The sequence below is a fragment of the Carboxylicivirga litoralis genome (genome assembly GCF_025499605.1).
Classification (GTDB): Bacteria; Bacteroidota; Bacteroidia; order Bacteroidales; family Marinilabiliaceae; genus Carboxylicivirga; species Carboxylicivirga litoralis.
The window spans coordinates 49,944-72,971 of sequence record NZ_JAFMVC010000022.1 but is presented as its reverse complement, the minus strand read 5'-3'; the positions used below and the strand labels follow the sequence as shown (position 1 = coordinate 72,971).

Below are 23,028 nucleotides of genomic sequence, written 5' to 3'. Positions count from 1 at the left end.
TTTAAGCTGTGATGGAACGTAGATTAAAGGTTTAGTTGTGTGAGGAAGGGGATGTTAAAGGGCATCCCCTTCTGTTTTATATTTGTTTAGTATCGCTAGATAAAATAAATAAAAAACGTTAAATATTGTTATTTCATATTAATTCCATATATTAGTATTTCGAATACCTTAATTAGATGTTCGAATCGACGATTTTTTTATTAGTCAATAAGTGGATAAAACAATTCATACGAACTGATAAAATCGTATTAACTTAAACCAAAATCTAGTCCCAGTAGATTTTAATTATTCCTGCCATATTAACATGCGGCAAACCTATGGTTTAGCTGTAATGTTCAATGCTGAAGGTTTAATAGTTGTGTGAATTATAAAATACTAATTCTGCCTATACGGCACTTAACACAATTATTAATTAAAACCTTTAGTCTATGCGAAAAATTGCATGTTTACTGTTTGTCCTATTATTAATCGGACAAACGTCTTTGTTTGCTCAATCAACCATTACTGGTAGAGTTGTCAGTAATGAAGATGGAGAGCCTATACCGGGTGTATCCGTTGTAGTGAAAGGCACATCCATTGGTACCGTTACTGATTATGAAGGTAACTATTCTTTATCTACTCCAGCAGATGCGATCACGCTTGTTTTTTCATTTGTAGGAATGACCACCCAGGAAATTCCTATCAATGGTCAGACGGTGATTAACGTTAATCTTAAGGGCGATGATGTTGAAGTAGGTGAGGTGATGGTAGTAGCTTATGGTACTGCCAAGAAAGAATCATTTACAGGTTCGGCCGAAGTGGTTGGGGTAGAAAAGCTCGAAAAACGAGTAGCTTCAGATATTACAAAAGCGATTGATGGTCAGGTGGCTGGTGTTCAATCAACTTCTGGTTCGGGGCAGCCAGGTGAAGGAGCTTCCATTCGCATCCGCGGCTTTGGCTCCATTAATTCGAGTAATGCACCTCTTTATGTCGTGGATGGTATACCTTATGATGGGAACTTAAATGCCATTAGTAACAGCGATATTGAGTCGGTTACAGTGCTTAAAGATGCTTCGGCAGGTGCTTTGTATGGTTCGCGGGGAGCTAACGGAGTGGTTCTAATAACAACAAAAAAAGGAAAAAGTGGAAAGACTTCTATTGAACTCAAAGTATCTAGAGGTATTGCTAATCGGGCCATTAAGCCCTACGAAACGTTAAATGCAACCGAATATATCGAAACGGCGTTTCAAGGGTATAAGAACCAGTTGATTTATCAGAAAAATGTAGCACCTCATTTGGCTGGAGAGTTGGCGCTTGCTGAGATGAATGGCAATAATGGCATATTTGGTGCCAATGAACAGTACAACTTCTTTGATATGCCTGTTGCTAGTTTGATCGACCCAACGACCGGTAAGGTTAATCCGAATGCTAACCTGGCTTTTGAAAGTGACTGGCAGGATGAAATAACCAATGAAAATGCCATTCGGCAGGAATACCAGATATTGGTTAATGGCGGAACAGAGAAGATTCAGTTGTTTTCATCATTTGCCTATTTAGAAGAGGAAGGTTTATTAAAAAACACCAACTTTGAACGTTTCTCAGGACGTGTTGGTGCAGAGTTTGAAACAGAGCCATGGATAAAATATGGTGGTAATGTCAATTTTGCTAAAACAAAAACCGATTATCTGTCTGCAACAGCCACACAGTCTTCAAATGTTTGGTATTCTGCCCAGTTTATGCCATCGCTCTATCCGGTATATGAGCGTGAAAGAAACGGCGATTTAATTTTGTCAGAAACAGGAGAGAAACAATTTGATTATGGTATTAATCGACCCAGTGGAGCCAGCGCTAACTTTAACTCGGTAGCTAATCTCTATGAAGACGAAAGTGTTCGCCAATTCGATAATATGTCGGGGCGTTTCCATATTGATTTAATCGGAGATGGCATTAGTAATTTTGTCAGCGGGTTAAGCCTTTCAACCACCATTGGTTTCGATTTGGCTAACGAAAACCGATACCTTTATAACAATCCTGATTTTGGAAGTTTTGCATCAGCAAAAGGCTACCTGACAAAGTATAATATCCGCACTTTCTCTTATACCTGGAACCAGTTACTTAGGTATAACAAAGATTTTGGCGAACATAGTTTAGGTGTATTACTGGGGCACGAAAATTATGAATATCGATATAATTACATGCGTGGTGAAAAGTCAGGTTTTCCTTTCGCTGGCATTGTTGAGCTTGCTCCTGGTACAACTACCAAAGATTTAACCTCTTATGAAGATAATTATGCCATTGAATCGTATTTTACCAATATTACTTACGATTTTAAAGATCGCTATTACTTGAGTGCCAGCTTCCGTGCAGATGCCTCTTCACGTTTCCATAAAGATAATCGTTGGGGTAATTTCTGGTCTTTAGGTGCATCGTGGCGTCTATCTGAAGAAAGCTTTATGGCTGGTGTTGATTTTATCGACAACTTAACATTAAAGGCCAGTTATGGTCTCCAGGGAAATGATAACATTAATACGGTCGATGAGGATAACTATTATGCCTGGCAAACACTTTATGATTTAACCTGGCCTAATGCTACCCTGGGTGGTTCTCGTTTGGCCGATTTAGGTAATGAAGATATTAAGTGGGAGGAGAATCTGAACTTTAACATTGGTATCGAAGCACGTCTGTTCAATCGGGCTAATTTTACCTTTGAGTATTACAACCGTAAAACAATTGATATGTTGATGAAACGCCCAATGCCTTTGTCAACAGGTTTTGAAAATTACTGGGATAATGTAGGAGAGATGTCAAACAAAGGTATTGAGTTCAGTACTGCGGTTGAGGTTGTTAAATCAACCAACTTCAATTGGATAGCATCTGTCAACCTGTCAACGGTTAAAAACGAGATTTTAAAACTTGATGGGGAGAAAGATCAGATAATCAGCGGAATTCGTATTAATAAGGTCGGAGAGGAGATTAATTCATTCTGGCTGGCTAAGAGTGCTGGTGTTGACCCAACTAATGGTGCTCAGTTGTATCATGTTTTTGAAGAAGATGAAGATGGTAACCGTACTTATTCTATTTCAGACCAGAAGAGCGAAGCTGTTAATTCCAGTGTTATAAGTGGTAGCCGTATTCCGGATTTCTACGGTTCGTTCGGAAGTGAATTCACATTCCTGCGTAATTTTGATGCATCTTTCCTTACAACCTTCTCAGTTGGCGGATATGTTTATGATTATTTATACCAGGATTTGTTGAATCCTATTTATGTTGGCGCTAACTATCACAAGAATATCAAAAGAGCCTGGCAGCAACCTGGTGATGTAACAGATATTCCGCGTGTTGAAAACGGCACCGGGTTTGCCCGTGCACAAAATGATGCCGGTTTAATTGATGCATCTTATTTCGCAATCAAGAATATAACGCTGGGTTACACATTGCCTGAAAATGTAGTTTCATCAATCGGAATCGACAGAGTTCGCTTGTATATCACACTTGATAACATTGCTTTGTTTTCTCATCTCGATGGTTTAGATCCGCAATACAACTTCTCTGGTTCAACTGATTATGTTTATGCACCGGTTAGTACAACTCTATTTGGTATCGATGTTAAATTTTAAGAAAGAAAGCATGAAGAAATTAAAATATATTTTACTGATAGGCGCGGTGTTGGCTATAGCGTCTTGTGAAGACAACCTGGATACTTTTCCTACCGATCAGGCAGGAGGAGCCGAGTTATTTTCCGATGTTGATAAAGCAATGAGTACCATTAATGGTTTGTATCGGGCCATGTATGTTACCGAGTGGGGAACTGGTTGGGAACATGAGCAGTTTGGTCATATCGCCATTGTTCATACCGGTAACCTGATGGCAGAAGATATGGTTCAAGCCGAAATGGGTAGCGGTTGGTTTTATTACGATTATATGTATCAGGTAAAATCAGACTTTACGAATACCCGCGGTCGCCCATATTCAAGCTGGAATTTTTACTACACCCTGATTACCAATGTGAATTCTATCTTGGCCTCAAAAGAAACCCTAACAGGAGCTCCAAGTAAGATAAACTCTTTGATGGGGCAGGCATACGCTTTAAGAGCATTTTCTTATTTCTACCTCGCGCGTTTCTATCAACAGTCATTAGCAGTTGGTGGTGGTGAACTACCAGGCGTGCCAATTTATACTGAGCCAACCACTATTGAAACCGAAGGCGTTGGACGTGGCACATTAAACGATGTTTATAAGTTGATTAACGCTGATATTGACAGTGCCGTGATCCGTTTAGATCCGGATAAAGCACAGGAACGTGTTCATATTTCTAACCTGGATTATTATTCAGCGAATGGCTTAAAAGCCCGTATTATGCTTGAGCAGGAACGTTGGCAGGAAGCCTATGATGCAGCTGCAGAAGCCTTAAAAGGTGGTACATCTATGTTGGCTGGCGCTGATATATCTGGTGGATTTGCATTTAACGATGCTACAAAAAGTTGTGTTTTATGGGGTTTTGAAGTATTAGATGATCAAGTAGCAGAGGCTGGACGCGCTATGTTGTTTGGGCATATGGATGCTAGTGCCTCTGATTATTATGCCAGTCGGGCTCGTGTTTGTGTTAGTAAATGGTTATACGATCAGGTGAAGGTAAACGATGTGCGTAAGAACTGGTGGTACGGTCCTATTGCTGAAGAGCAGGCTACGGGTACACAAAAAAGTTATAATCAGTTTAAATTTCAGTTTGCCAATGTGGCCACCGGCGCTGGGGATTATATTTTTATGCGCCATGAAGAAATGTTGTTGATGCAAGCCGAAGCTAAATGTATGTTGGAGCAGTATGGTGAGGCTCGAACGATTCTTGAGGACTTAATGGAAGAGCGTCAGACTGATTATGATATTAGTAGCTTAACGGATGCTAATACCCTTACAACGGATAGCGACAACGGACCAACAACCCCATCGTCGGGTAGCATTACACTGATGGATGAAATAATGCTTCAACGACGCATTGAATTATGGGGAGAAATATCGCGTATTTATGATGTAAAGCGTTTAGGAACTGGCTTTACGCGCGACTATGCAGGTAGCAACCACAGCGAATTGATACCTTATATTGATTCAGAAAATCCGCTTTGTCCTGATTGGGTAATGGCTATACCTCAAGCCGAGTTTGACGGTAATGAAGCCATGGATGCCACGACGGATCAAAACCCATGGTAAGAAATTAAAATCATTTGAATAATTAAAGGAGAAAAAATGAAGAACTTAATATATGCTTTACTGTTTTGCTTTGTTGCACTTAGTAGTTGCGACCAAGACAACATACAAACAAAATTTGATGCAGGAGGTGTTGATTATGTTGCCGTTGGGGTAACAGCAGTGGACGCACCCTATAAGTTAAATGCTGATAATAGTTATTCGATATCTTTTCCAATACATCGTACGCTGAAGAATGTTTCTGGTACAGAGGCTAACCTGGTACTAAATAGTAGCAATGGTAGCGGACTTTTTGAATTGGAAAGCCAAAACCTAACTTTTGAACAGGGAAGTGCCTTGGCCTATGCTAAAATTATAGCCACCGATCCGGGAGCTATTGATCCAGCTACAGTTTATTCGTTCGAGCTGGTGGTAAGTGGTGATAATGCATCACCTCTGTACAATACGGCGGTTTTTAGTGGTCAGCTCGAGTTGAATTTTGAGATGCTTGGTACAGGAAGTTTTGCCAGTACCTGGGACGAGGAAACCCGCGATGTAAATCTTTATAAAGCTATTGGATTAGATATTTATATGGCTGAAGCCCTGTATGAAGCAGGTTTTGATGTACTTATAATTGCCAATGAAGGGGCTGCTACTGTATCTATACCTGAACAAAAAGGGTGGTTTCACACGGGAGTGGAATTGCCGGTACGCATTGCCGGAACTGGTACTATTTCCAATAATAATGAGGGTAAGAAAGTGTTTACAATGCAAATTGAACACTATTTACCTGAGTATGATCATACATGGGGTGCCTGGGATGAAGTGATAACATTCCCATAGTGTCCAGTGGTTTAGATTTAGTGATAATGCCTTCGGTTGCTGCCGGAGGCATTTTTCATTTCACCTCCATTGCAATACCTGAAACCATTAGGTAAACTTCGTTCGCATGTAAAGCAATGTGTTGATTCATCCAACCTTGTAGGTCGGTAAATTTTCGTTGAATCGGATTATCGGGCATGCCACCCAGGCCAATTTCATTGGTGACAAAGATAAAGGTAGCATCTTGTTTGATGAATTGCTCAAATTCTGTTTTTGCCTCAGTGAGTGATTGCTCAATATTACTGTCATTATCAAAAAAGAAATTGGTGAGCCAAAGCGTCACACAATCGATTAAAATAACTCTGCCTTCAAGCTGATGATTGGATAGTTGTTTCTCTTCTTCAATATTCGTCCATTCAGAGCCACGGTCAGCCTGGTGGCGTTTGATTCTTTGCTGATGTTCGTCGTCCCAAATACGAGAAGTAGCCAGGTAAACCGGATTTGGAGCTATCTGCAGTGCCAGTTTCTGTGCATAAGAGCTTTTACCCGATCGCTGGCCGCCTGTTATCAAAATGATTTTCCCCATTATGCAGTGATAAATTTTACTTGTTGATATTCTTTTGAATGGATGATGATTTTAACGATGCAACCAAAGGATAAATCCAGGCTAAAAATTTTGGTTGCTGGTATTTGCAGATACTTAACCAGAAATGCCCGAATAATACCTGAGTGCGTAATAACAGCCACTTTTTCGTCAGATGCCGTACCTAGTTGAGCGATAAAATCATTGGTTCGTTCAATTAGTTGACCAAAGCTTTCGCCATCAGGTGCAGTATTGTTGACATAATCAGCGCTCCATTGTTCCATCTCATCATGTGGAATGGATTTCCAAGCTAAGCCTTCCCATTGACCGAAATCAATTTCTTTAAGTCGCTTATCGTAGATGATTGAATTAGAAGTAGGCAGTTTATCGGCTAGTTTTTTACAGCGTACTAATGGACTGGAATATACTTTATCAAACTGAATACCTTCAACATGCTGTTTGATAAGGCCTGCTTCCTCAATAAAAGAATCTATTACATCTAAGTCGAGTTGACCATAGCAAACGCCGTTATCAACCTGTGGTGTGGTATGTCTGATGAGCCAGATTTCCATATTAGAAAATGCTATTTATTTGAACTTCAAATGAATTTTGGTGAGTTTGATAAGCGATAATTGCCAATATACTTAGATAAACCACCACTTCAGTTACTTGCTGTATGCTCCCCAGGCAATCACCCGTATAGCCGCCAATCCATTTTTTAAAATAACGCTCCAGCCAGAATTTAGCGATAAAGGCAGGAATTAAAACCAGGAAATAAAGTAAATCACCAAATAAAAACAATACAGGAAGAGAAAGGACAAAAGCCAGCAACAAATCCTTGCTTTGTAATGATTTTGTTATTGGCTTCGACTTGCTACTCTCATCTTCGCGCACGTAATTCAACGAATGCATCGTCCAGACAGCCATAAGACGGCTGATAACATGGGCCGAGATGATTGCTTTGACAATCAAGTTCGGCTGTATTTCATTGATGGCAAAGAATTTCAGGAGTAGTAACAGTAGAATGCCAATGGCACCATAGGCGCCCACTCTTGAATCTTTCATAATGGTGAGTATCTTCTCTTTTGTCCACCCTCCGCCAAAGGCATCACACACATCGGCAAAACCATCTTCGTGAAATGCACCTGTGAGTATTACCGATGTTATCATGGAAAGGATAACAGCAATGGAAGTGGTAAAAAGCAGTGAAGCACTATAAAACACCAGGGCACTAATGCTGCCAACGACTAAGCCAACAATTGGCAGATAACGATTACATCGGTTAAGGTTTTCTTGCGAAAAAGCGATGTTAAAAGGAATCGGTATCCGTGTAAAAAAGCCAAAGGCTGTTAAAAGGAGGTTGAGTTGTTGTTTCATTTTTTTGTAGTTTAAAGACGGAAGATGGAGGACTGATGACCGAAGGATGATTAGGATTATTTAATATTGTTCCGGAAGCTAATCATCATGTTCATTAATGAAAATGCTTCAGAATATAAGCGTTCAAAATTATTATAATCTGTATAACTCCTTAATTTAGCTTTGTGCAAACAAGTAATGACTTCGGCTAAAGAACGAATAGAATAACCTATAAATTTCTTTTGCTCAGCATTGGTTTGGCCAATAGAGCCTTCGGCAATATTTAAAGCAATTGAATCACCAGCTCGTCGTATTTGGGAAGATAAATTATAGAGCTCTTCGGCCGGAAATGTTTTGGCTAGCTTATTTATAGACTCTCCAAAATCCATTGCTTTTTGCCAAATAATTAATCTTTCAAATTTGAATTTAGTTTCTTCCATTTTGAATGCTTTAAGCGTTGATGACAAATGTCTTCCGACCTCAGTCTTCCGTCCTCCTTTCTACTTATACATTACTCACTCCGGCATCCTCAAAACTACTCATCTCATTCATGAAATTAACGGCCGACTGAACAATTGGAAAAGCAATGGCTGAACCGGTTCCTTCGCCTAAGCGCAAACCCAGATGGAGAATAGGTTCTGCTTTTAAGTGTTCCAGCATCAGTTTATGACCTTGTTCGTTTGATTCGTGAGCAAAGAGGCAATAATCGGTTACATTAGGATTGATGGCGTGAGCTGCAATCAATGCTGATGTGGCAATAAAACCATCGGATAGAATCACCATTTTTAATTCAGCTGCTTTTAGGATAGCGCCGCAGATGGTCGCAATTTCGTAGCCACCAAAACAAGCCAATATTTCTTTTGGGTCACTTATTTTTGCATGTAAGTTCAATGCTTTTTCAATGACCGATGCTTTGTGTTGGATACCTTGCGAATCTAATCCTGTTCCGGCACCGCTCGCTTCGTAGGGCGAATAATCAGCATATTTACATAGTAAAGCAGTAGCCGCTGTGGTGTTGCCAATGCCCATTTCGCCAAAACCAACGATGTTAGTGCCTGCCTGGTGCAGCTTTTCGATGATGGCTGCTCCATTGTTCATGGCTGTTTGACACTCTTCCATGGTCATAGCTGGTTCAACTGCAAAATTGCGGGTTCCTTTTCTGACTTTTAAATCCAGCAGTTGCTCCGATGGTTCAAAATCGTAGTTAACACCAGTATCGGCCACTAAAAGATTGATGTTGTGCTGACGACAGAATACATTGATAGCCGCTCCGCCACCCAGGAAATTCATCACCATCTGAAACGTTACCTCCTGTGGGAAAGGACTGATTTTTTCGTGCGTAATACCGTGGTCACCGGCACAAACCAAAATACTTGGTTGCTTGAGTTGAGGCGAAAGTGTTTCCTGGATTTGGCATACTTTAAAGGCAATTTGCTCAAGTGTACCTAATGCCCCCAATGGCTTTGTTTTTAGGTCAATTTTTTGCTGGATTTGATTATCCAAATCCGTTTTTACAGTCGTAATCGTTTGCTCCTGCATTGTTAAGTGTTTAAATGGTTTAACATGCTTCAGGAGGATAGATGAAAGGTATTAGCAGGGTGCTAACAATTTTCACTTTACCCCGAAGTATTAAAATAAGGCAGGTCTTCTGGCTTACCTCTGTTTTGTTGCCTTCCCATGCGCAGCGCGCGAATAGTGGCATCATACAAAACGTTTTAATGAGGCTTACAGCTACGGGGATAGCTCCGGACTTTGCATTGATGCAGCACCGGATTCCCTTTTTAAGCAAATGCACCTTAATGGTTGCAAAAATAAAAAATATCGGAGGTGAATGATGAAAAGCTAAAACAAATATTTATTTTTGTCATTCCATTATAAAAACAATTGCCGGAAATCCGCCCCATACGTTATCGCACGGCTTGGGAAGACAAAATCTATTACATAACAATCGTTTGACGTTAATTAACGTCGTTATCAACTTATTAAATTTTTTAATGAGGCAGATTGTTGTAATCAGATGGCAGTTGTAATTTCCATTTTTATAATATCGTTTTTTGTGCGCTGGTGACGACAATTTGTCTCGTGTTCATCTATTTATTGTACACGAAATGCTTATAAATAAAATTAATAGAGAAGAATTATACGACTTATTTCAGGTTATAAAATTACAGTCGCGTAATGCTTATATCTCCAAGGATAATGAAGTTAAAATAGAGCAGATTATTGCCTATTTGGAAGTGATTCATTCTGAATTACGTAAAACATCAAAGAAACGACCTTTGGTTTTAATCGATAGTGGGGCAGGTAACTGCTACCTTAGCTATTTGGTTTATTTCTTTTATGCGAATATAGAAAAACGGCCGGTGCGAATTCATTGTATTGATACCAACGAGCGTTTGATGAAAGTGAATCAAGAGCTTGCTCAACGACTAAACTTTAGCGGGATGCATTTTCATGCTGCTGACATTGATGCCTATACCGCCAATGAAAAGGTTGATGTGGTGTATTCGTTGCATGCATGTGATACGGCCACCGATAAAAGCATCTATTTAGGTCTACGTAGCAAAGCGAAAGTGATCTTGTCGGTTTCGTGTTGTCAGCATTCTTTATCAATGAAGTCGGAGCGTTTGAAGGCGATCTTCAGGCACAAAGCTTTTCGCGATAAAGCCATTATGATGGTTTCGGATTCAATGCGGGCATTGTTGCTTGAGCAGTGTGGTTATAAAGTCGGTATTTTCGACTTTGTTTCATCGCGCTACACCGAGAAAAATACCATGATTAGGGCGCGTAGGACTGAGTTGAGGCGTCAGCTGGATATTGATAAGGAATACAATGTGCTTCAACGCGAGTTTGGTGTTCAGCCATACCTCGAAACATTGATTGCTGAAAACACCTGTGATGAATAAGGGTAAAAAGGCAGTGTAACTGTCTTTTTATTATCAACTAAGAAAGCCTTTTATATGCAATTAAAAATTTACTTAATGTTATTGTTGACATCGATTATAGCTGCCGGAGTGGCAGCCCAATCATGGGAGTTTAAAGCCCAAGCGGGTATTTATGCGTCTCCCGTAATATCAATGAATTCTGTTTATTTTGGCGATACTGCCGGACACCTATATGCCATTGACAAATATTCAGGTGAGGAAATATGGAATGTAAAACTGAAAGGAGCCATTAAATCAAAGCCTGCTATATATGGCGATTTAGTTATTGTTTATGATGCTTCAGGACAATTGTCGGCATATAATAAACGTCATGGCCGTCTGCAATGGAAATACCAAATGAGTCAGGAAGTGCAGGTCGACCTATGGGACTATTACTTATCATCGCCAGTGCTTGAGGACAGCTGTGTTTACATTGGGTGTGGAGATGGTTATGTATATGCTTTCAAAGCACAGACAGGTCAGCTACTTTGGCGTTTCAAAACAGGCGGAGTAGTACATGCATCGCCGCTTATTCATCAGGATAAAGTGCTGGTTGGTAGTTTCGATGGTTACTTTTATGCGATTGACAAAGTTAGTGGGCAATTAACCTGGCGTTTCAAAACAGTGGGCGATGCTTACTTTCCAAAAGGTGAGATTCAAAGGGCTGCATGTATTTATAAGGATAAAGTGATTTTTGGTTCACGCGATTTTAATATTTATGCTTTAGATATTGAAACGGGCAAGGGTCATTGGAATTATAAGGAGCCGGGGAGTTGGATAATAGCTTCACCTGTGGCGCATGACAATGCCTTGTTCTTTGGAACATCGGATACACATAGTTTTTGTTGTTTTAATGCCGATGCTGGAACAATAAATTGGAGAAAGCAATTGAATATGCGTGTGTATTCAAGGGCTATTGTTGACAAGGAGCGCATTTATTTCGGGTGCTTTAATGGCAAGGTCTATGGTGTTAATTCCAAAAATGGAGCAACCGAGTTTGAGTTTCAAACAGCAGCAAGCAAAGCTGGTTACGCTGATTTGTTTAAGTCAGAAACTGCTTTTGCTGATGGTATTGAGCTGTATGGTGCCGATGCAAAAACAGTTGAAGAAAAGATTTTGAAGTTAGGCGCGTTCTTATCAGCACCCATTATTGATGGCAACTGCCTTTATGTTGGTGATGCCAATGGGCGTTTTTATAGTTTAGAACTTCCATAAAATAGAAGATTACCACTGGGTATCCAGCATGTACTCTTTTTTAGCGTTGTCTAATTCAAGAGTTGAAACATAGATATCTTTATCTGGCATTAATTGTTTCAGCTCTTGATATAAAATTTTGGCCGGCATGGCATCTGTCGAAAAATCATTCATATAATGATAGATGGAGTAGATGTATAATGAATGGCCTGTTGCTTTTAGCATGTAATAATCAATTAGAGAGCCTTGGTTAAAGCGGATATTATCTATGGCCTGACTGACTTTTATTTTGATATCCTGCGGTGTTTCAGACGAAAGTATCAGTCGTTTATTTCTGGCTGTAGTATGTGTTTTTGTATCCTTTGGCAGGTAATCGCTGTGTTGGTTAACTTCCTCGTTGTAGCGGATGATAAAACCATCTTCACAATCGTAGCGGTGTGCTTTTGATTCATCACGTAACACTTTATCCACAATGTGTTTGGCAGGATAAGGTCTAAATACACGGAAATGAATCGAATCGCCTAACTCTAAATCCTGGCCCATCACATAATCTATTTTGTCAAAGTAGGTGATACCATTGTATTGATAATAATATTTAAGCGTGTATATTTCGTAACGACCACCATTAAAAGTGCTTTCGCCATATACTTTACCCGGAGCAATGGCATTAAATACCAAGACGTAATAATAGAGGTAGATGCCCAGCACATTTAAAACCAGTAATGATGATATAATGATTGTGCGCAGTTGAAATTTTCTGCGTTCTTCTTTGGTACTGTATTGGTTCATGGGTTTGGTAGGTTAATTGGGTTATAAAGGTTTAAAAAGTGGATGTGTATTTAGTTTATCTTTATCAATAGATTCGCCGTTGTTATGTGCCACCAGCAAGCCTTCTTCCATCAGAAATTCATTATTAGTAATGCTTTGTTTTTTCAAGCCTTCGGTAAACCCTTCATTCATCATCTGACCGGCACGAAGAGGAAACTCCAGTAGGGCCGGATAATTTTTTTCATCTTCCGGGTGGTCGTGATAATTCTTACAACTTTCTTCCGACATCGACAGGTAAATACGGCAGGCCATGGGGCGGGCGACATAAGCGCTGCAAGCTCCATTGTTTAATAATGGACAAGGTAGTTTACTTCTCTCCAGTTCTTCCTGCGACAAGCGGCCGCGTTTCTGGTAGTTGTCAAAGGCCTTTTGAAGTACTTCCTTCTGTTCTTCTTCGCTCATATTGAGCTGAATGAACTGCCACAGATAATGGAATTCGTGTGCTACACCGTAGATGGGCTGGTGGCAACACCAATTGCAGCCCTTCCGGCAATCAATTGTCACATTGTGTTTTTTTGCTTCTTCTGACAGTGCATCAATAAGGCCTTCCATGGCATCTTGTTCTTGCCGTGTGGCTTGCCACAGCTTCTTTTCTTCTAATGAGTCAATAATGGTATCTGCCAAGTGTAAGCCATCCTGAAAAAAGGCTTTATCTGTATCTGAAAGTTCTGATTTGTTCATTGTGATAATTTACTTATTACAAAAGTAATAATTATTCAAAGCAAAAGGGTGACCAGCAAAAATGCTAATCACCCTTTTAATATGTTGCCTATGGGTTATTTAATTGGTGCCAAAGGGTATGTGCTAAATAATTTATTGATTATTTTATTAACAGATTCTTCCGTTAGCTTTTTGCCATTTTTAGCGGCACCACTGGCCCTGCCTTGCCAAATCAATTCCTTTTTCTTTCGATCGATAATGTCAATGATAATGGTTCCTTCGGTATGAGTATCGTAGTTAACTTTGCTAACGCCAGTATTTATTCCCCATCCATATGGATAATAAGTACTTCCCCAGTAAAAGTTATCATTGCGCTGTAGTGATGTTGTTTCTTTAGTTTGTGTTTTAATCATCACTTTGACTAGCAAATCAGGACTTTTTGTTTCGTTATATCCTCTTTGCGTCATTTGCTGCTTAATAGCACTGTGCAGCCATTGTTTAGCATTATCTTTAATCGGCATTGACTTCATATGCTCCAGTACCATAAAGTTGGTATAACTGTCAAATTTTGCATTGGGGTCAAAATCAGAATAAACCTCAGTGGTTTTACAGGCACTGAGGGAACCGATGATTAATGTTATGAATAGTAAGTTCTTTAATTTCATTTGATTGTGTTTTAAGTTTAACGGCCAAATGGAACTCACAAATAAATTTAATTACCTCTTCGTAAAGTCTGGTGATTAAATTAATATGCTCGTTTCATTTGTTTGAGTTTTTGGTTTAATTTAATTTTCGTTTTCACTATTCTTACCTCTCCAAAAAATAAGTATTGCTAAAAGTAATACTTTTAAGCAAAAAAAGACGATTGTTCATAAATAAGGTGTTTCTCTCTAAGTTAAGAAGTCTATTATGTTAAAACGCCAAGAGCACAAAGAGATAAGAACGTGCGTGATTCATCTTTGTGTACTTGGCGTTATACTTTTTGCTCTTTGCTAGAGTTGTAAGCGTTTATGTATTCAGTTATCTACATGTTGTAGAAGGTCGCGAATGCTTTCATTACATATGTGTGATCATTTGTGCCTCCAAGCTCACGTACTGAGTGCATACCCAACATCGGGTTACCAATGTCAACGGTGCGGATATCAATTTTACCAGTTGAAACATTACCTAGTGTAGAGCCGCCAACCATATCGGAACGATTAACGAATTTTTGAACCGGCACATCGGCTTGTTTGCAGATGGATTCGAAGATGGCACCGCTTTCACCATCAGTCGTATACTTCTGGTTAGCGTGGATTTTAATAACAGGACCAGCATTCATTACCGGATGAAGAACCGGATCGTGTTTTTCAGGATGATTTGGATGAACTGAGTGAGCCATGTCAGCCGAAATCATAAATGATTTGTAGATGGAACGTTGGTAATCTTCTTGTGATTTACCCAGTTTCTCCATAATGCGCTCAATAATGTTGCGCAATACTGGCGATCCTGCTCCCTGCTTGGTAACACTGCCTACTTCTTCGTTATCAAACACACAAAGAATATTGGTTGATGCTGAATTATTGCTTGCCAATAGGGCTTTTAAGCCGGCATGCACCATAGCTAAATCATCTAGTTTAGGCGATGAAATAAACTCCTGATTAGGGCCAACTAAACAACCCTTCTCGAATTCATATACAAATAAATCGAAGTCAAGAATGTCGTCTGTGTTAACGTTTAATTGTTCTGCTATAAGTTTTAGTAAGTAATTTTCCTTTTCAAGCGTATCCTTCACAATGGTCATTAAGGGTAACATGTCAACCTGCTTGTTCAGCTCAATGCCATCGTTAACACTGCGGTTAAGGTGAATAGCCACACTTGGAATAATTAATAGCGGTTTTCTGAAATCAACCAATGTGTGTTTAGGATTTAAGGCATCTTCTCCTTTAAGCAAAACACGACCAGCTAATGATAATGGACGATCGAGCCAGCTCATTAAGATAGGGCCACCATACACTTCAGTGTTTAATTTCAGATATTTGTTGTCAACCAACATCTCTGGTTGTGGTTTAATTTTAAAACCAGGCGAATCGCTGTGAGCGCTGATCAATTTTAAACCGCCATTTTCTGGCTCATCAGTACCAATCTGAAAAGCAAATAAAGCGGAGCTACTTTTGGTAGTGTAGTATTTTCCACCTTTATCAATGTTCCATGGTGAGGCAATGTCCAGATATTTATACCCGTTTGCTTCCAGTTCCTGCGCGGTGTTTTCAACCACATGAAAAGCGGTAGGACTTTGGTGGATAAAGTCGATTAATTCCTCTGCCAGTTTAATTTCTTTTGCCATTATTGTATGATTTTATTTGTCTCAAAAGTGGCAATATAGAAATTTTAAGCTTCGGATAAGATGAGAAAGGTCATTTGTTGGAGCAGGTGATAAACAAAAAAAGCTGTTTCATCCGAAACAGCTTTTAATAATCTCATTAAATACAAAACCTAATCTATGCTAGTTTTACATTTACCGCGTTTAAACCCTTACGGCCTTCTTGAAGCTCGTAAGTAACTTCGTCGTTTTCTTTGATTTCGTCAATAAGACCTGTTACGTGCACAAAGTACTCTTTGTTGCTTTCTTCGTCTTTAATGAATCCGTATCCTTTTGAATCATTAAAGAACTTTACTGTACCTTTATTCATTTAAAAAAAATTGTGAGGCGTTTTTGTATTAAGGAGCCTCTTGTAAATAATTGTTCGGTAACAAATGTAGGAACATTTTTTACATATGTTCCTCTTTTACCAAGTATTTAAATTAAAAAAACACAATTTATTAAAAAAGACCCAAAAACGCATAGAATAATAATGTTTTATTAAAATTCTTTTGCTTGGTTGTCAATGAATTATTTTTATTTGTTGATAACTCATTCCTTTGGCTCCAAGGGATTTTTTTTAGGAAATAGTATATTCGCTTTAAATTCCCACAACAAAGAAAGGACATCGATGATAGTATGTATTGCTGAGAAACCAAGTGTAGCCAATGAAATTGCGCAGATTGTCGGTGCAAAATCAAGGTGTGATGGTTATTACGAAGGCAATAATTATCAGGTGACCTGGACCTTTGGTCATCTCTGCACCCTAAAAGAACCACATGAATATCTATCTGAATGGAAACGTTGGAGCTTGGGCTGGCTGCCGATGATCCCTTCGCGCTTTGGTATCAAGCTTATCAGTGATTCAGGTATAGAGAAACAGTTTAAAACCATTGAAAAGCTGGTGCAAAATGCAGATGAAGTGGTTAACTGTGGTGATGCCGGGCAGGAGGGAGAGCTGATTCAGCGTTGGGTATTGCATAAAGCAGGTACTAAATGCCCCATAAAACGTTTATGGATTTCATCACTGACTGAAGAAGCCATTCGTGAAGGTTTTGAAAAATTACGCTCCAATGATGAGTTTAACAACTTATATGCAGCAGGTAGTTCACGCGCTATTGGCGATTGGTTATTGGGTATTAATGCCACTCGGCTTTATACCTTAAAGTATGGTCAGCAAGGACAGGTTTTATCGATTGGTCGTGTGCAAACACCAACCTTGGCTTTGATTGTAGAGCGACAAAAAGCCATTGATAACTTTAAACCTGAACCTTTTTGGGAGTTGAAAACCAAGTACCGTGACGTGGTTTTCTCAGCTACCAAAGGACGTTTTACCCAAAAGGAAGAAGGAGACGCTTACCTCGAAACCATTAAAGCGACAGAGTTTGAGGTGAAAGATTTCTCGAAGAAAAAAGGGAAAGAAGCGCCACCTCGTTTATTTGATTTGACTTCTTTACAGGTTGAATGCAATAAAAAGTTTGGTTTTTCAGCCGAGGAAACGCTGAAAACAATACAGTCGCTTTACGAGAAGAAACTGACGACTTACCCACGTGTGGATACCACTTTTTTGAGTGACGATATCTATCCAAAAGTATCAGGTATATTAAAAGGTATGAAAGATCATCAGCATCTGACTGAAACCTTATTGAAAGCCAAGCTTAAAAAATCGAAAAAGGTATTTGACGATAAAAAAGTCACGGATCACCATGCTATTATTCCGACAGGCGTGTATGCCAATAATATGAGCCGTGATGAAAAGCTGGTGTATGAATTAGTGGCACGTCGGTTTATTGCCGCTTTTTATCCCGATGCTACTATTTCGAATACGCAGGTTTTGGGAGATGTGAATGGTGTAGAGTTTAAGGCAACCGGTAAGCAGTTGCTGGAACCGGGTTGGCGTATTGTCTTTATGGATGGTAAAGAGGCAGAAAAGAAGCAGGACGATATTATGCCTGAATTTACTGTTGGTGAAAAAGGACCACACGAACCATTATTGATTGAAAAAGAGACACAGCCACCCAAGCCTTATACCGAGGCTACTTTATTGCGAGCCATGGAAACGGCAGGTAAGCAGGTGGACGATGATGAGTTGCGCGATGCGATGAAGGAAAATGGTATAGGTCGCCCTTCAACACGAGCTGCTATTATTGAAACCATCACACGGCGGAAATACATTACCAAAGTTCGTAAAAACCTGCATCCGACAGTGACTGGTATCCAGTTGATTGATACGATAAAAAATGAGTTGCTAAAGTCAGCAGAACTTACCGGTGTGTGGGAGAAGAAACTGCGCGAAATAGAGAAAGGGCAGTACGATGCCGGTGAGTTTATGAACGAGCTAAAGCAAATGGTGTCCGACATAGTTTTTAATGTCAAGCAGGATCGGAGCGATAAAAAGATTGAGATAGTTAGCGAAGAGGAAAAAAAGAAGAGTGCTACTAAAGAAAAGAAAGCATCAGCATCTAAAGAGCTAATCTGCCCAAGATGTAAGGATGGAGTAATGCTGAAAGGGAAAACGGCCTGGGGCTGCTCAAAATATAAAGACGGTTGTAAAACACTTATTCCTTTTGAGTTTATGGCGAAGAAGTTAAGCGATAAACAAATTGAACAGCTCATTATAAAAGGACAGACAGGTAAAATAAAAGGATTTGTTGAAGGTGATGGCAAGGTGGATGGTGTGGTAAAGTTCGATGCTGAGTTTAAATTATTACTTGAAAAAGCGGATGCTGCCGTTTGGGTTTGTCCGATTTGTAAAAAAGGCACCGTTGTAAAAGGAAAAGCCGCTTATGGGTGCAATAATTTTAAAAATGGTTGTCGTCTGCGCATTCCTTTTGAATTTATGGGTAAAAAGCTAACGGAGAAACAGGTGGAGGCTTTGGTGTTAAAACAAAAAACGCCTGTTATCAAAGGTTTGGTCAATCCTGAAAATAATGAGGCAATCAATGCTCGTATTGTGATAAATGATGCCGGACAATTGGCTGTTGAATAGGAATTCCATTTATTTACTCTCTTTTGAACATTCATATCTGTCAGCAGATAACAACTTACTGCATCTTTGTATAGTCTAATCAAATTAAACTTTTATGAAGAAGGTGTTTTTTATATTGCTGGCGATGATTTGTGTCAGTGTTTCTGCACAGGATAAGCCGCATATTTTTCTTATAATGACCGATCAGCAGAGAGGTGATTGTATTGGGAAAGAGAATTCAACTATTATTACGCCTAATCTGGATAAACTGGCCGAAGATGGCGTGTGGTTTTCTAACGGCTATTCGTCGGTGCCCAGTTGTACGCCCGCACGTGCCGGTTTGTTAACAGGCATGTCGCCCTGGAATCACGGTATGTTGGGCTATTACAAAGTTGCTGAGAAATACAAGTACGAGATGCCACAGATGTTACGCGACAATGGATATTACACCATTGGCATTGGTAAAATGCATTGGCATCCACAGCGTAATCTGCATGGTTTTCATCAAACCATTTTAGATGAGAGTGGGCGAGTGGAATCGGACGGTTTTGAAAGTGATTATCGAAGTTGGTTTAGAACGCAGGCTCCCCAGTTAAATCCTGATGCAACTGGTATTGGATGGAATGAGCATCGTGCCGGAACCTATGTTTTGGCCGAGAACCTTCATCCTACCTATTGGACAGCTCAAACGGCCATTGATTTTGTGTCGGATTATGATGAGGATAAACCGTTGTTTATGAAGGTGAGTTTTGCGCGTCCGCATAGTCCATATGATCCACCAAAGCGCTTTTTGGATATGTATGACGGTGCTGATATTCCAAAACCTTATATGGGCGATTGGGCCGGAGGTTTTGCTAATTATCCTGAAGATAAAGACGCAGCTTTTGGTGATTATGGAGTGGAACATGCGCTTAATTCCCGACGCCATTATTATGCTGCTATAACTTTTATAGATGAGCAGATTGGCCGTTTTATAACGTATCTGAAAGAAAAGGGTATGTATGACAATGCTCTGATTATCTTTGTGTCTGATCATGGCGACATGATGGGCGATCATAATCATTGGCGTAAAACCTATTCTTACGAAGGCTCTACACATGTTCCTTTTGTTTTAAAATGGCCGGCTTCAGAAACGGCCAGTGTCAGTGTAAATTCAGAGCTGGAGCACCCTGTTGAACTGCGTGATATTTTGCCTACGATGTTGGATGTGGCTGATATTTCAGAAGTGAAAGAGATGGATGGGAAGAGTTTGATGGATATTGTGAGGGGAGATAATGGTTGGCGTGAGTATATTGACCTCGAGCATGCTACTACCTACGATAAACATAACTACTGGTGCGCATTAACCGACGGTAAGGTAAAGTATGTTTGGTTCTTTCGGACAGGAGATGAGCAATTGTTCGATTTAACAAGTGATAAAGGTGAAGAACTAAACTTAGTGGATAATTCAGATTACAAAAAGGTGCTGAAAATATGGCGAAGACGAATGCTTGATCATTTGAAAGAAAGAGGCGAGCCGTATGTGAAAAAGGGGAAACTGAATGTGTTTGACCAAAATATTTTAGTTAGCCCGAATTACCCAAAGTAGTCCGACAGACTTAAAAGGAATATTAATTGCGGTGTTACTTTGTTTGGTATCACCGCTTTTTTTATTTTTGAGCTTTCATCTTGTTAGTTACCTTAAAAATATTAGGTAAAATAAATTGAATGAGATGATTGTATCAATCTGACTAATGAAACATATGAAGCATTTTGCAATCGCCCTGATAAGTCTATTCGTTTATTTTTTCACTTCCATGAGTATTGAAGTGAACGCCCAGGAATCTATACCTGGGGGGACTGAAAAAACGATTATCGATGGGAAAGAGTACTATTTGCATAAAGTACGAAAAGGAGAAGGGCTATATCGTATTAGTGTCTCTTATGGTGTTTCTCAAAAAGAAATCCTGGAGGTTAATCCATCTGCCGCTTATGGGCTTAAGCTTGATCAACTCATAAAAGTACCTGTTATAAAAGGACGAAATAGTACCGAAGCGCAGCTTAATTCTGAAGAGTTTATTTATCATACAGTCGAAAAGGGACAGACTGCTTATTATATTGCTAAGCGTTATCGTGTCGATTTGCAGGATATCTATGATAATAATCCGGGAAGTGATCAGCAGTTGTTGGTTGGAGCCATGATAAAAGTTCCCAAGAAAGAAGTCCGGCATGTTAATTATACCGTTTCTGAAGATGGCTACTATGTGCATAAGGTAGAACCGAAAGAAACCTTATATGGCATTGCTAAAAAGTTCCGATTAGAGATAAGTGATATTTTAAAATATAACGAAGGGCTTGAGTCTGGCGTGTTAACTGCCGGTTCTTACATTCGAATACCTGTAGATGTAGTAGAAGAACGTGCGCCTGCTCCGGTAGAAAACCTCGATGGAACTGAAGATGCACTCTACCTCTATCATAAAATCAAAAGTGGTGAAACATTGTATAGTATTGCCGATAGTTATAATGCCAAGCATCATGAAGTGGAAGTAGCTAATAAATCCATTCATGCGAATGATTTACCGATTGGCTATATTCTGCGCATTCCTAAGTCGAGCATCAAAAAGTCGAAAGAGCCTAACGCGTTTGAAGATGCTGTTTTAAGAGATCATAAGATTAGAAAGCGCGAACATTTATACGATGTCGTCGAAAAGTATGATATCCCATCGGATATTATAGAAAAAGTAAATGCGGCTGCAGGTATTGACCTGACTAAGTGGGAGAAGGGCATGATTATTAAAGTGCCGACTAAGAAGTGGGTTGAACAATATTATGAATCAGAGTTTCAGGTACAATTGGATGAACCGAAAGTTGACCCGGCTTCAATTTTGCCTTTTGATAAAAAAGAGTGTGATACCTATGATTATAGCCTTACAAAACCGACACTAAAAGTTGCTTTATTATTGCCTTTTAATGTTGAGGCTACCCGCAAAATGAACTACAAGAATGAAGTAGTAGATGGTGAAATTATTGAGGTAGAAAAGGCTAAACGTCGATTATCGATACGATCGAAAGTATTTGTAGAGTTTTATCAGGGAACGCTTTTGGCATTGGACAAGCTTAAGAAAGAAGGTGTTAATGTTGATTTATTTGTATACGACACATCACCGGATAGCACTAAGGTGAAGACAATTTTGAGTAAACCTGAAATGGAATACATCGACTTGATTATTGGGCCCGCCTATTCTTCTAATCTTAAATATGTATCGGAGTTTTCGAAAAAGCACGATATTCCAATGGTATTTCCTTTGTCAACAGTGAATCGTCAGATGGATAATAACCCGCTGCTATTTCAAGCGAATCCATCAGATACTTTGATGTTTGATATTATGGCACGTCGGATTATTCAGAGTTCTCGTGGAAATCGGTTGGTAATGATACGAACTGAAAATGAGGACAATGAATTTGAACAGGGACTAAGCCAATTGATTCGTGATAAGGTCTATTGGGAAAGTTTCAAGAATGGGGAAGTGCCTGATTTTGTTGAGTATAAATTCAAGCAGGATGATTTGGCCAGTTTGGAGCGCATGTTTGATAAAAACAAAGAAAATACAGTGTTGATTCCATCGATGGAAGAGGCGCAGGTTAACCGCATTGTCACTACCGTTAAAGGGGCTGCTGATAAAACTAAAGCCAATGTGACATTATGGGGCTTGCCTGACTGGATGAAGTACAATACCATTAATCCAGAGGATATTCATAAACTAAACGGACGTATTTTTAGCTATTATGCCGTCGATTATAATGATGAGATAAATGACGAGCGCATCAAAGCCTATCGCCATTGGTTTAAGACTGAACCAATAGCCATTTCGCCATTTTTTCAGACGGCTTCTGTGCAATCAAACATGAGTCGTTATAGTTTATGGGGCCATGATGTGACTTATTATTTTATCACAGCTTTACGCGATTTTGGCCCTGATTTTCCATATTGCATCCAGCATCACCAGCCGCATACCATACAGTCAAAGTTGAATTTCTTGCGTGTCTCAAACTGGGGTGGATTCTATAATCATGGCTTGTTTGTGTTGAAATTTAGTCCTGATTTTAAATTAGAAATTGAAGAGGTACAATAGTATCCGTATCATCAAATGATAGGAAGCTGATAGCAAACGCTGTCAGCTTTTTTATGCTATCTTTGCACAAATTTTAATGA

At 39.5% G+C, this 23,028-nt stretch carries 18 protein-coding genes and 1 riboswitch; of the genes, 8 read left to right on the top strand and 10 right to left on the bottom strand.

Annotation, left to right across the window (positions count from 1 at the left end):
• The first annotated feature begins 428 nt into the window (after window positions 1-428).
• From J1N10_RS16850 to J1N10_RS16840, 3 genes are read left to right on the top strand one after another with little or no spacing between them, the layout of a single operon-like run.
• Window positions 429-3,596: a SusC/RagA family TonB-linked outer membrane protein gene (locus tag J1N10_RS16850; RefSeq protein WP_262327903.1), complete on the top strand. Its 3,168-nt coding sequence runs from the start codon at window positions 429-431 to the stop codon at window positions 3,594-3,596.
• 10 nt (window positions 3,597-3,606) lie between these two features.
• Entirely contained in the window at window positions 3,607-5,184 is a 1,578-nt protein-coding gene (locus J1N10_RS16845) for a RagB/SusD family nutrient uptake outer membrane protein (protein ID WP_262327902.1), read from the top strand.
• A 36-nt stretch (window positions 5,185-5,220) separates the two neighbouring features.
• Complete coding sequence (locus tag J1N10_RS16840) at window positions 5,221-6,003, top strand: hypothetical protein (RefSeq protein WP_262327901.1); 783 nt, start codon at window positions 5,221-5,223, stop codon at window positions 6,001-6,003.
• A 55-nt stretch (window positions 6,004-6,058) separates the two neighbouring features.
• On the opposite strand, the gene cobU is transcribed toward J1N10_RS16840, so the two are convergent.
• The 5 genes from cobU to cobT form a co-directional block, all read right to left on the bottom strand.
• The gene (gene cobU, locus J1N10_RS16835) at window positions 6,059-6,568 is read right to left on the bottom strand and encodes a bifunctional adenosylcobinamide kinase/adenosylcobinamide-phosphate guanylyltransferase (RefSeq protein WP_262327900.1); all 510 of its coding nucleotides are present in this window, start codon (window positions 6,566-6,568) and stop codon (window positions 6,059-6,061) included.
• Complete coding sequence (cobC, locus tag J1N10_RS16830) at window positions 6,568-7,137, bottom strand: alpha-ribazole phosphatase (protein ID WP_262327899.1); 570 nt, start codon at window positions 7,135-7,137, stop codon at window positions 6,568-6,570. The genes cobU and cobC overlap by 1 nt, the downstream gene beginning before the upstream one ends.
• Window position 7,138: 1 nt before the next feature.
• On the bottom strand, window positions 7,139-7,942 hold the full coding sequence (locus tag J1N10_RS16825; RefSeq protein ID WP_262327898.1) for an adenosylcobinamide-GDP ribazoletransferase: 804 nt from the start codon (window positions 7,940-7,942) through the stop codon (window positions 7,139-7,141).
• Window positions 7,943-7,998: 56 nt separating this feature from the next.
• The gene (locus J1N10_RS16820) at window positions 7,999-8,361 is read right to left on the bottom strand and encodes a four helix bundle protein (RefSeq protein WP_262327897.1); all 363 of its coding nucleotides are present in this window, start codon (window positions 8,359-8,361) and stop codon (window positions 7,999-8,001) included.
• A 64-nt stretch (window positions 8,362-8,425) separates the two neighbouring features.
• Complete coding sequence (gene cobT, locus J1N10_RS16815; protein WP_262327896.1) at window positions 8,426-9,460, bottom strand: nicotinate-nucleotide--dimethylbenzimidazole phosphoribosyltransferase; 1,035 nt, start codon at window positions 9,458-9,460, stop codon at window positions 8,426-8,428.
• A gap of 82 nt (window positions 9,461-9,542) precedes the next feature.
• Window positions 9,543-9,735: riboswitch (cobalamin riboswitch) on the bottom strand.
• Between the two features lie 294 nt (window positions 9,736-10,029).
• Here cobT and J1N10_RS16810 point away from each other — a divergent pair.
• Complete coding sequence (locus tag J1N10_RS16810; protein WP_262327895.1) at window positions 10,030-10,827, top strand: class I SAM-dependent methyltransferase; 798 nt, start codon at window positions 10,030-10,032, stop codon at window positions 10,825-10,827.
• Window positions 10,828-10,902: 75 nt separating this feature from the next.
• The gene (locus J1N10_RS16805; RefSeq protein ID WP_262327894.1) at window positions 10,903-12,060 is read left to right on the top strand and encodes an outer membrane protein assembly factor BamB family protein; all 1,158 of its coding nucleotides are present in this window, start codon (window positions 10,903-10,905) and stop codon (window positions 12,058-12,060) included.
• A 9-nt stretch (window positions 12,061-12,069) separates the two neighbouring features.
• On the opposite strand, the gene J1N10_RS16800 is transcribed toward J1N10_RS16805, so the two are convergent.
• From J1N10_RS16800 to J1N10_RS16780, 5 genes are all read right to left on the bottom strand, one after another.
• A complete protein-coding gene (locus J1N10_RS16800; protein ID WP_262327893.1) occupies window positions 12,070-12,828 on the bottom strand; it encodes a hypothetical protein in 759 nt (252 codons plus the stop codon).
• 21 nt (window positions 12,829-12,849) lie between these two features.
• A complete protein-coding gene (locus tag J1N10_RS16795) occupies window positions 12,850-13,548 on the bottom strand; it encodes a YkgJ family cysteine cluster protein (RefSeq protein WP_262327892.1) in 699 nt (232 codons plus the stop codon).
• A 95-nt stretch (window positions 13,549-13,643) separates the two neighbouring features.
• A complete protein-coding gene (locus J1N10_RS16790) occupies window positions 13,644-14,192 on the bottom strand; it encodes a DUF4136 domain-containing protein (RefSeq protein WP_262327891.1) in 549 nt (182 codons plus the stop codon).
• A 359-nt stretch (window positions 14,193-14,551) separates the two neighbouring features.
• Window positions 14,552-15,853: a M18 family aminopeptidase gene (locus tag J1N10_RS16785; RefSeq protein ID WP_262327890.1), complete on the bottom strand. Its 1,302-nt coding sequence runs from the start codon at window positions 15,851-15,853 to the stop codon at window positions 14,552-14,554.
• Between the two features lie 154 nt (window positions 15,854-16,007).
• On the bottom strand, window positions 16,008-16,199 hold the full coding sequence (locus J1N10_RS16780; RefSeq protein ID WP_212189250.1) for a cold-shock protein: 192 nt from the start codon (window positions 16,197-16,199) through the stop codon (window positions 16,008-16,010).
• A 300-nt stretch (window positions 16,200-16,499) separates the two neighbouring features.
• Between J1N10_RS16780 and J1N10_RS16775 the strand changes: the two genes are divergently transcribed.
• The 3 genes from J1N10_RS16775 to J1N10_RS16765 all read left to right on the top strand — a co-directional run bounded on the left by J1N10_RS16775 (window position 16,500) and on the right by J1N10_RS16765 (window position 22,948).
• Window positions 16,500-18,857: a type IA DNA topoisomerase gene (locus J1N10_RS16775; protein ID WP_262327889.1), complete on the top strand. Its 2,358-nt coding sequence runs from the start codon at window positions 16,500-16,502 to the stop codon at window positions 18,855-18,857.
• Window positions 18,858-18,951: 94 nt separating this feature from the next.
• On the top strand, window positions 18,952-20,424 hold the full coding sequence (locus J1N10_RS16770) for an arylsulfatase (protein ID WP_262327888.1): 1,473 nt from the start codon (window positions 18,952-18,954) through the stop codon (window positions 20,422-20,424).
• A 154-nt stretch (window positions 20,425-20,578) separates the two neighbouring features.
• Window positions 20,579-22,948: a LysM peptidoglycan-binding domain-containing protein gene (locus J1N10_RS16765; RefSeq protein WP_262327887.1), complete on the top strand. Its 2,370-nt coding sequence runs from the start codon at window positions 20,579-20,581 to the stop codon at window positions 22,946-22,948.
• Window positions 22,949-23,028: the final 80 nt, after the last annotated feature.

Coding starts and splice junctions, on each gene's coding strand:
- J1N10_RS16820 (WP_262327897.1), bottom strand. CDS start 8,361: ATGGAAGAAACTAAATTCAAATTTGAAAGATTAATTATTTGGCAAAAA.
- J1N10_RS16775 (WP_262327889.1), top strand. CDS start 16,500: ATGATAGTATGTATTGCTGAGAAACCAAGTGTAGCCAATGAAATTGCG.
- J1N10_RS16805 (WP_262327894.1), top strand. CDS start 10,903: ATGTTATTGTTGACATCGATTATAGCTGCCGGAGTGGCAGCCCAATCA.
- cobC (WP_262327899.1), bottom strand. CDS start 7,137: ATGGAAATCTGGCTCATCAGACATACCACACCACAGGTTGATAACGGC.
- J1N10_RS16810 (WP_262327895.1), top strand. CDS start 10,030: ATGCTTATAAATAAAATTAATAGAGAAGAATTATACGACTTATTTCAG.
- J1N10_RS16850 (WP_262327903.1), top strand. CDS start 429: ATGCGAAAAATTGCATGTTTACTGTTTGTCCTATTATTAATCGGACAA.
- cobU (WP_262327900.1), bottom strand. CDS start 6,568: ATGGGGAAAATCATTTTGATAACAGGCGGCCAGCGATCGGGTAAAAGC.
- J1N10_RS16780 (WP_212189250.1), bottom strand. CDS start 16,199: ATGAATAAAGGTACAGTAAAGTTCTTTAATGATTCAAAAGGATACGGA.
- J1N10_RS16825 (WP_262327898.1), bottom strand. CDS start 7,942: ATGAAACAACAACTCAACCTCCTTTTAACAGCCTTTGGCTTTTTTACA.
- cobT (WP_262327896.1), bottom strand. CDS start 9,460: ATGCAGGAGCAAACGATTACGACTGTAAAAACGGATTTGGATAATCAA.
- J1N10_RS16765 (WP_262327887.1), top strand. CDS start 20,579: ATGAAGCATTTTGCAATCGCCCTGATAAGTCTATTCGTTTATTTTTTC.
- J1N10_RS16840 (WP_262327901.1), top strand. CDS start 5,221: ATGAAGAACTTAATATATGCTTTACTGTTTTGCTTTGTTGCACTTAGT.
- J1N10_RS16845 (WP_262327902.1), top strand. CDS start 3,607: ATGAAGAAATTAAAATATATTTTACTGATAGGCGCGGTGTTGGCTATA.
- J1N10_RS16800 (WP_262327893.1), bottom strand. CDS start 12,828: ATGAACCAATACAGTACCAAAGAAGAACGCAGAAAATTTCAACTGCGC.
- J1N10_RS16790 (WP_262327891.1), bottom strand. CDS start 14,192: ATGAAATTAAAGAACTTACTATTCATAACATTAATCATCGGTTCCCTC.
- J1N10_RS16795 (WP_262327892.1), bottom strand. CDS start 13,548: ATGAACAAATCAGAACTTTCAGATACAGATAAAGCCTTTTTTCAGGAT.
- J1N10_RS16770 (WP_262327888.1), top strand. CDS start 18,952: ATGAAGAAGGTGTTTTTTATATTGCTGGCGATGATTTGTGTCAGTGTT.
- J1N10_RS16785 (WP_262327890.1), bottom strand. CDS start 15,853: ATGGCAAAAGAAATTAAACTGGCAGAGGAATTAATCGACTTTATCCAC.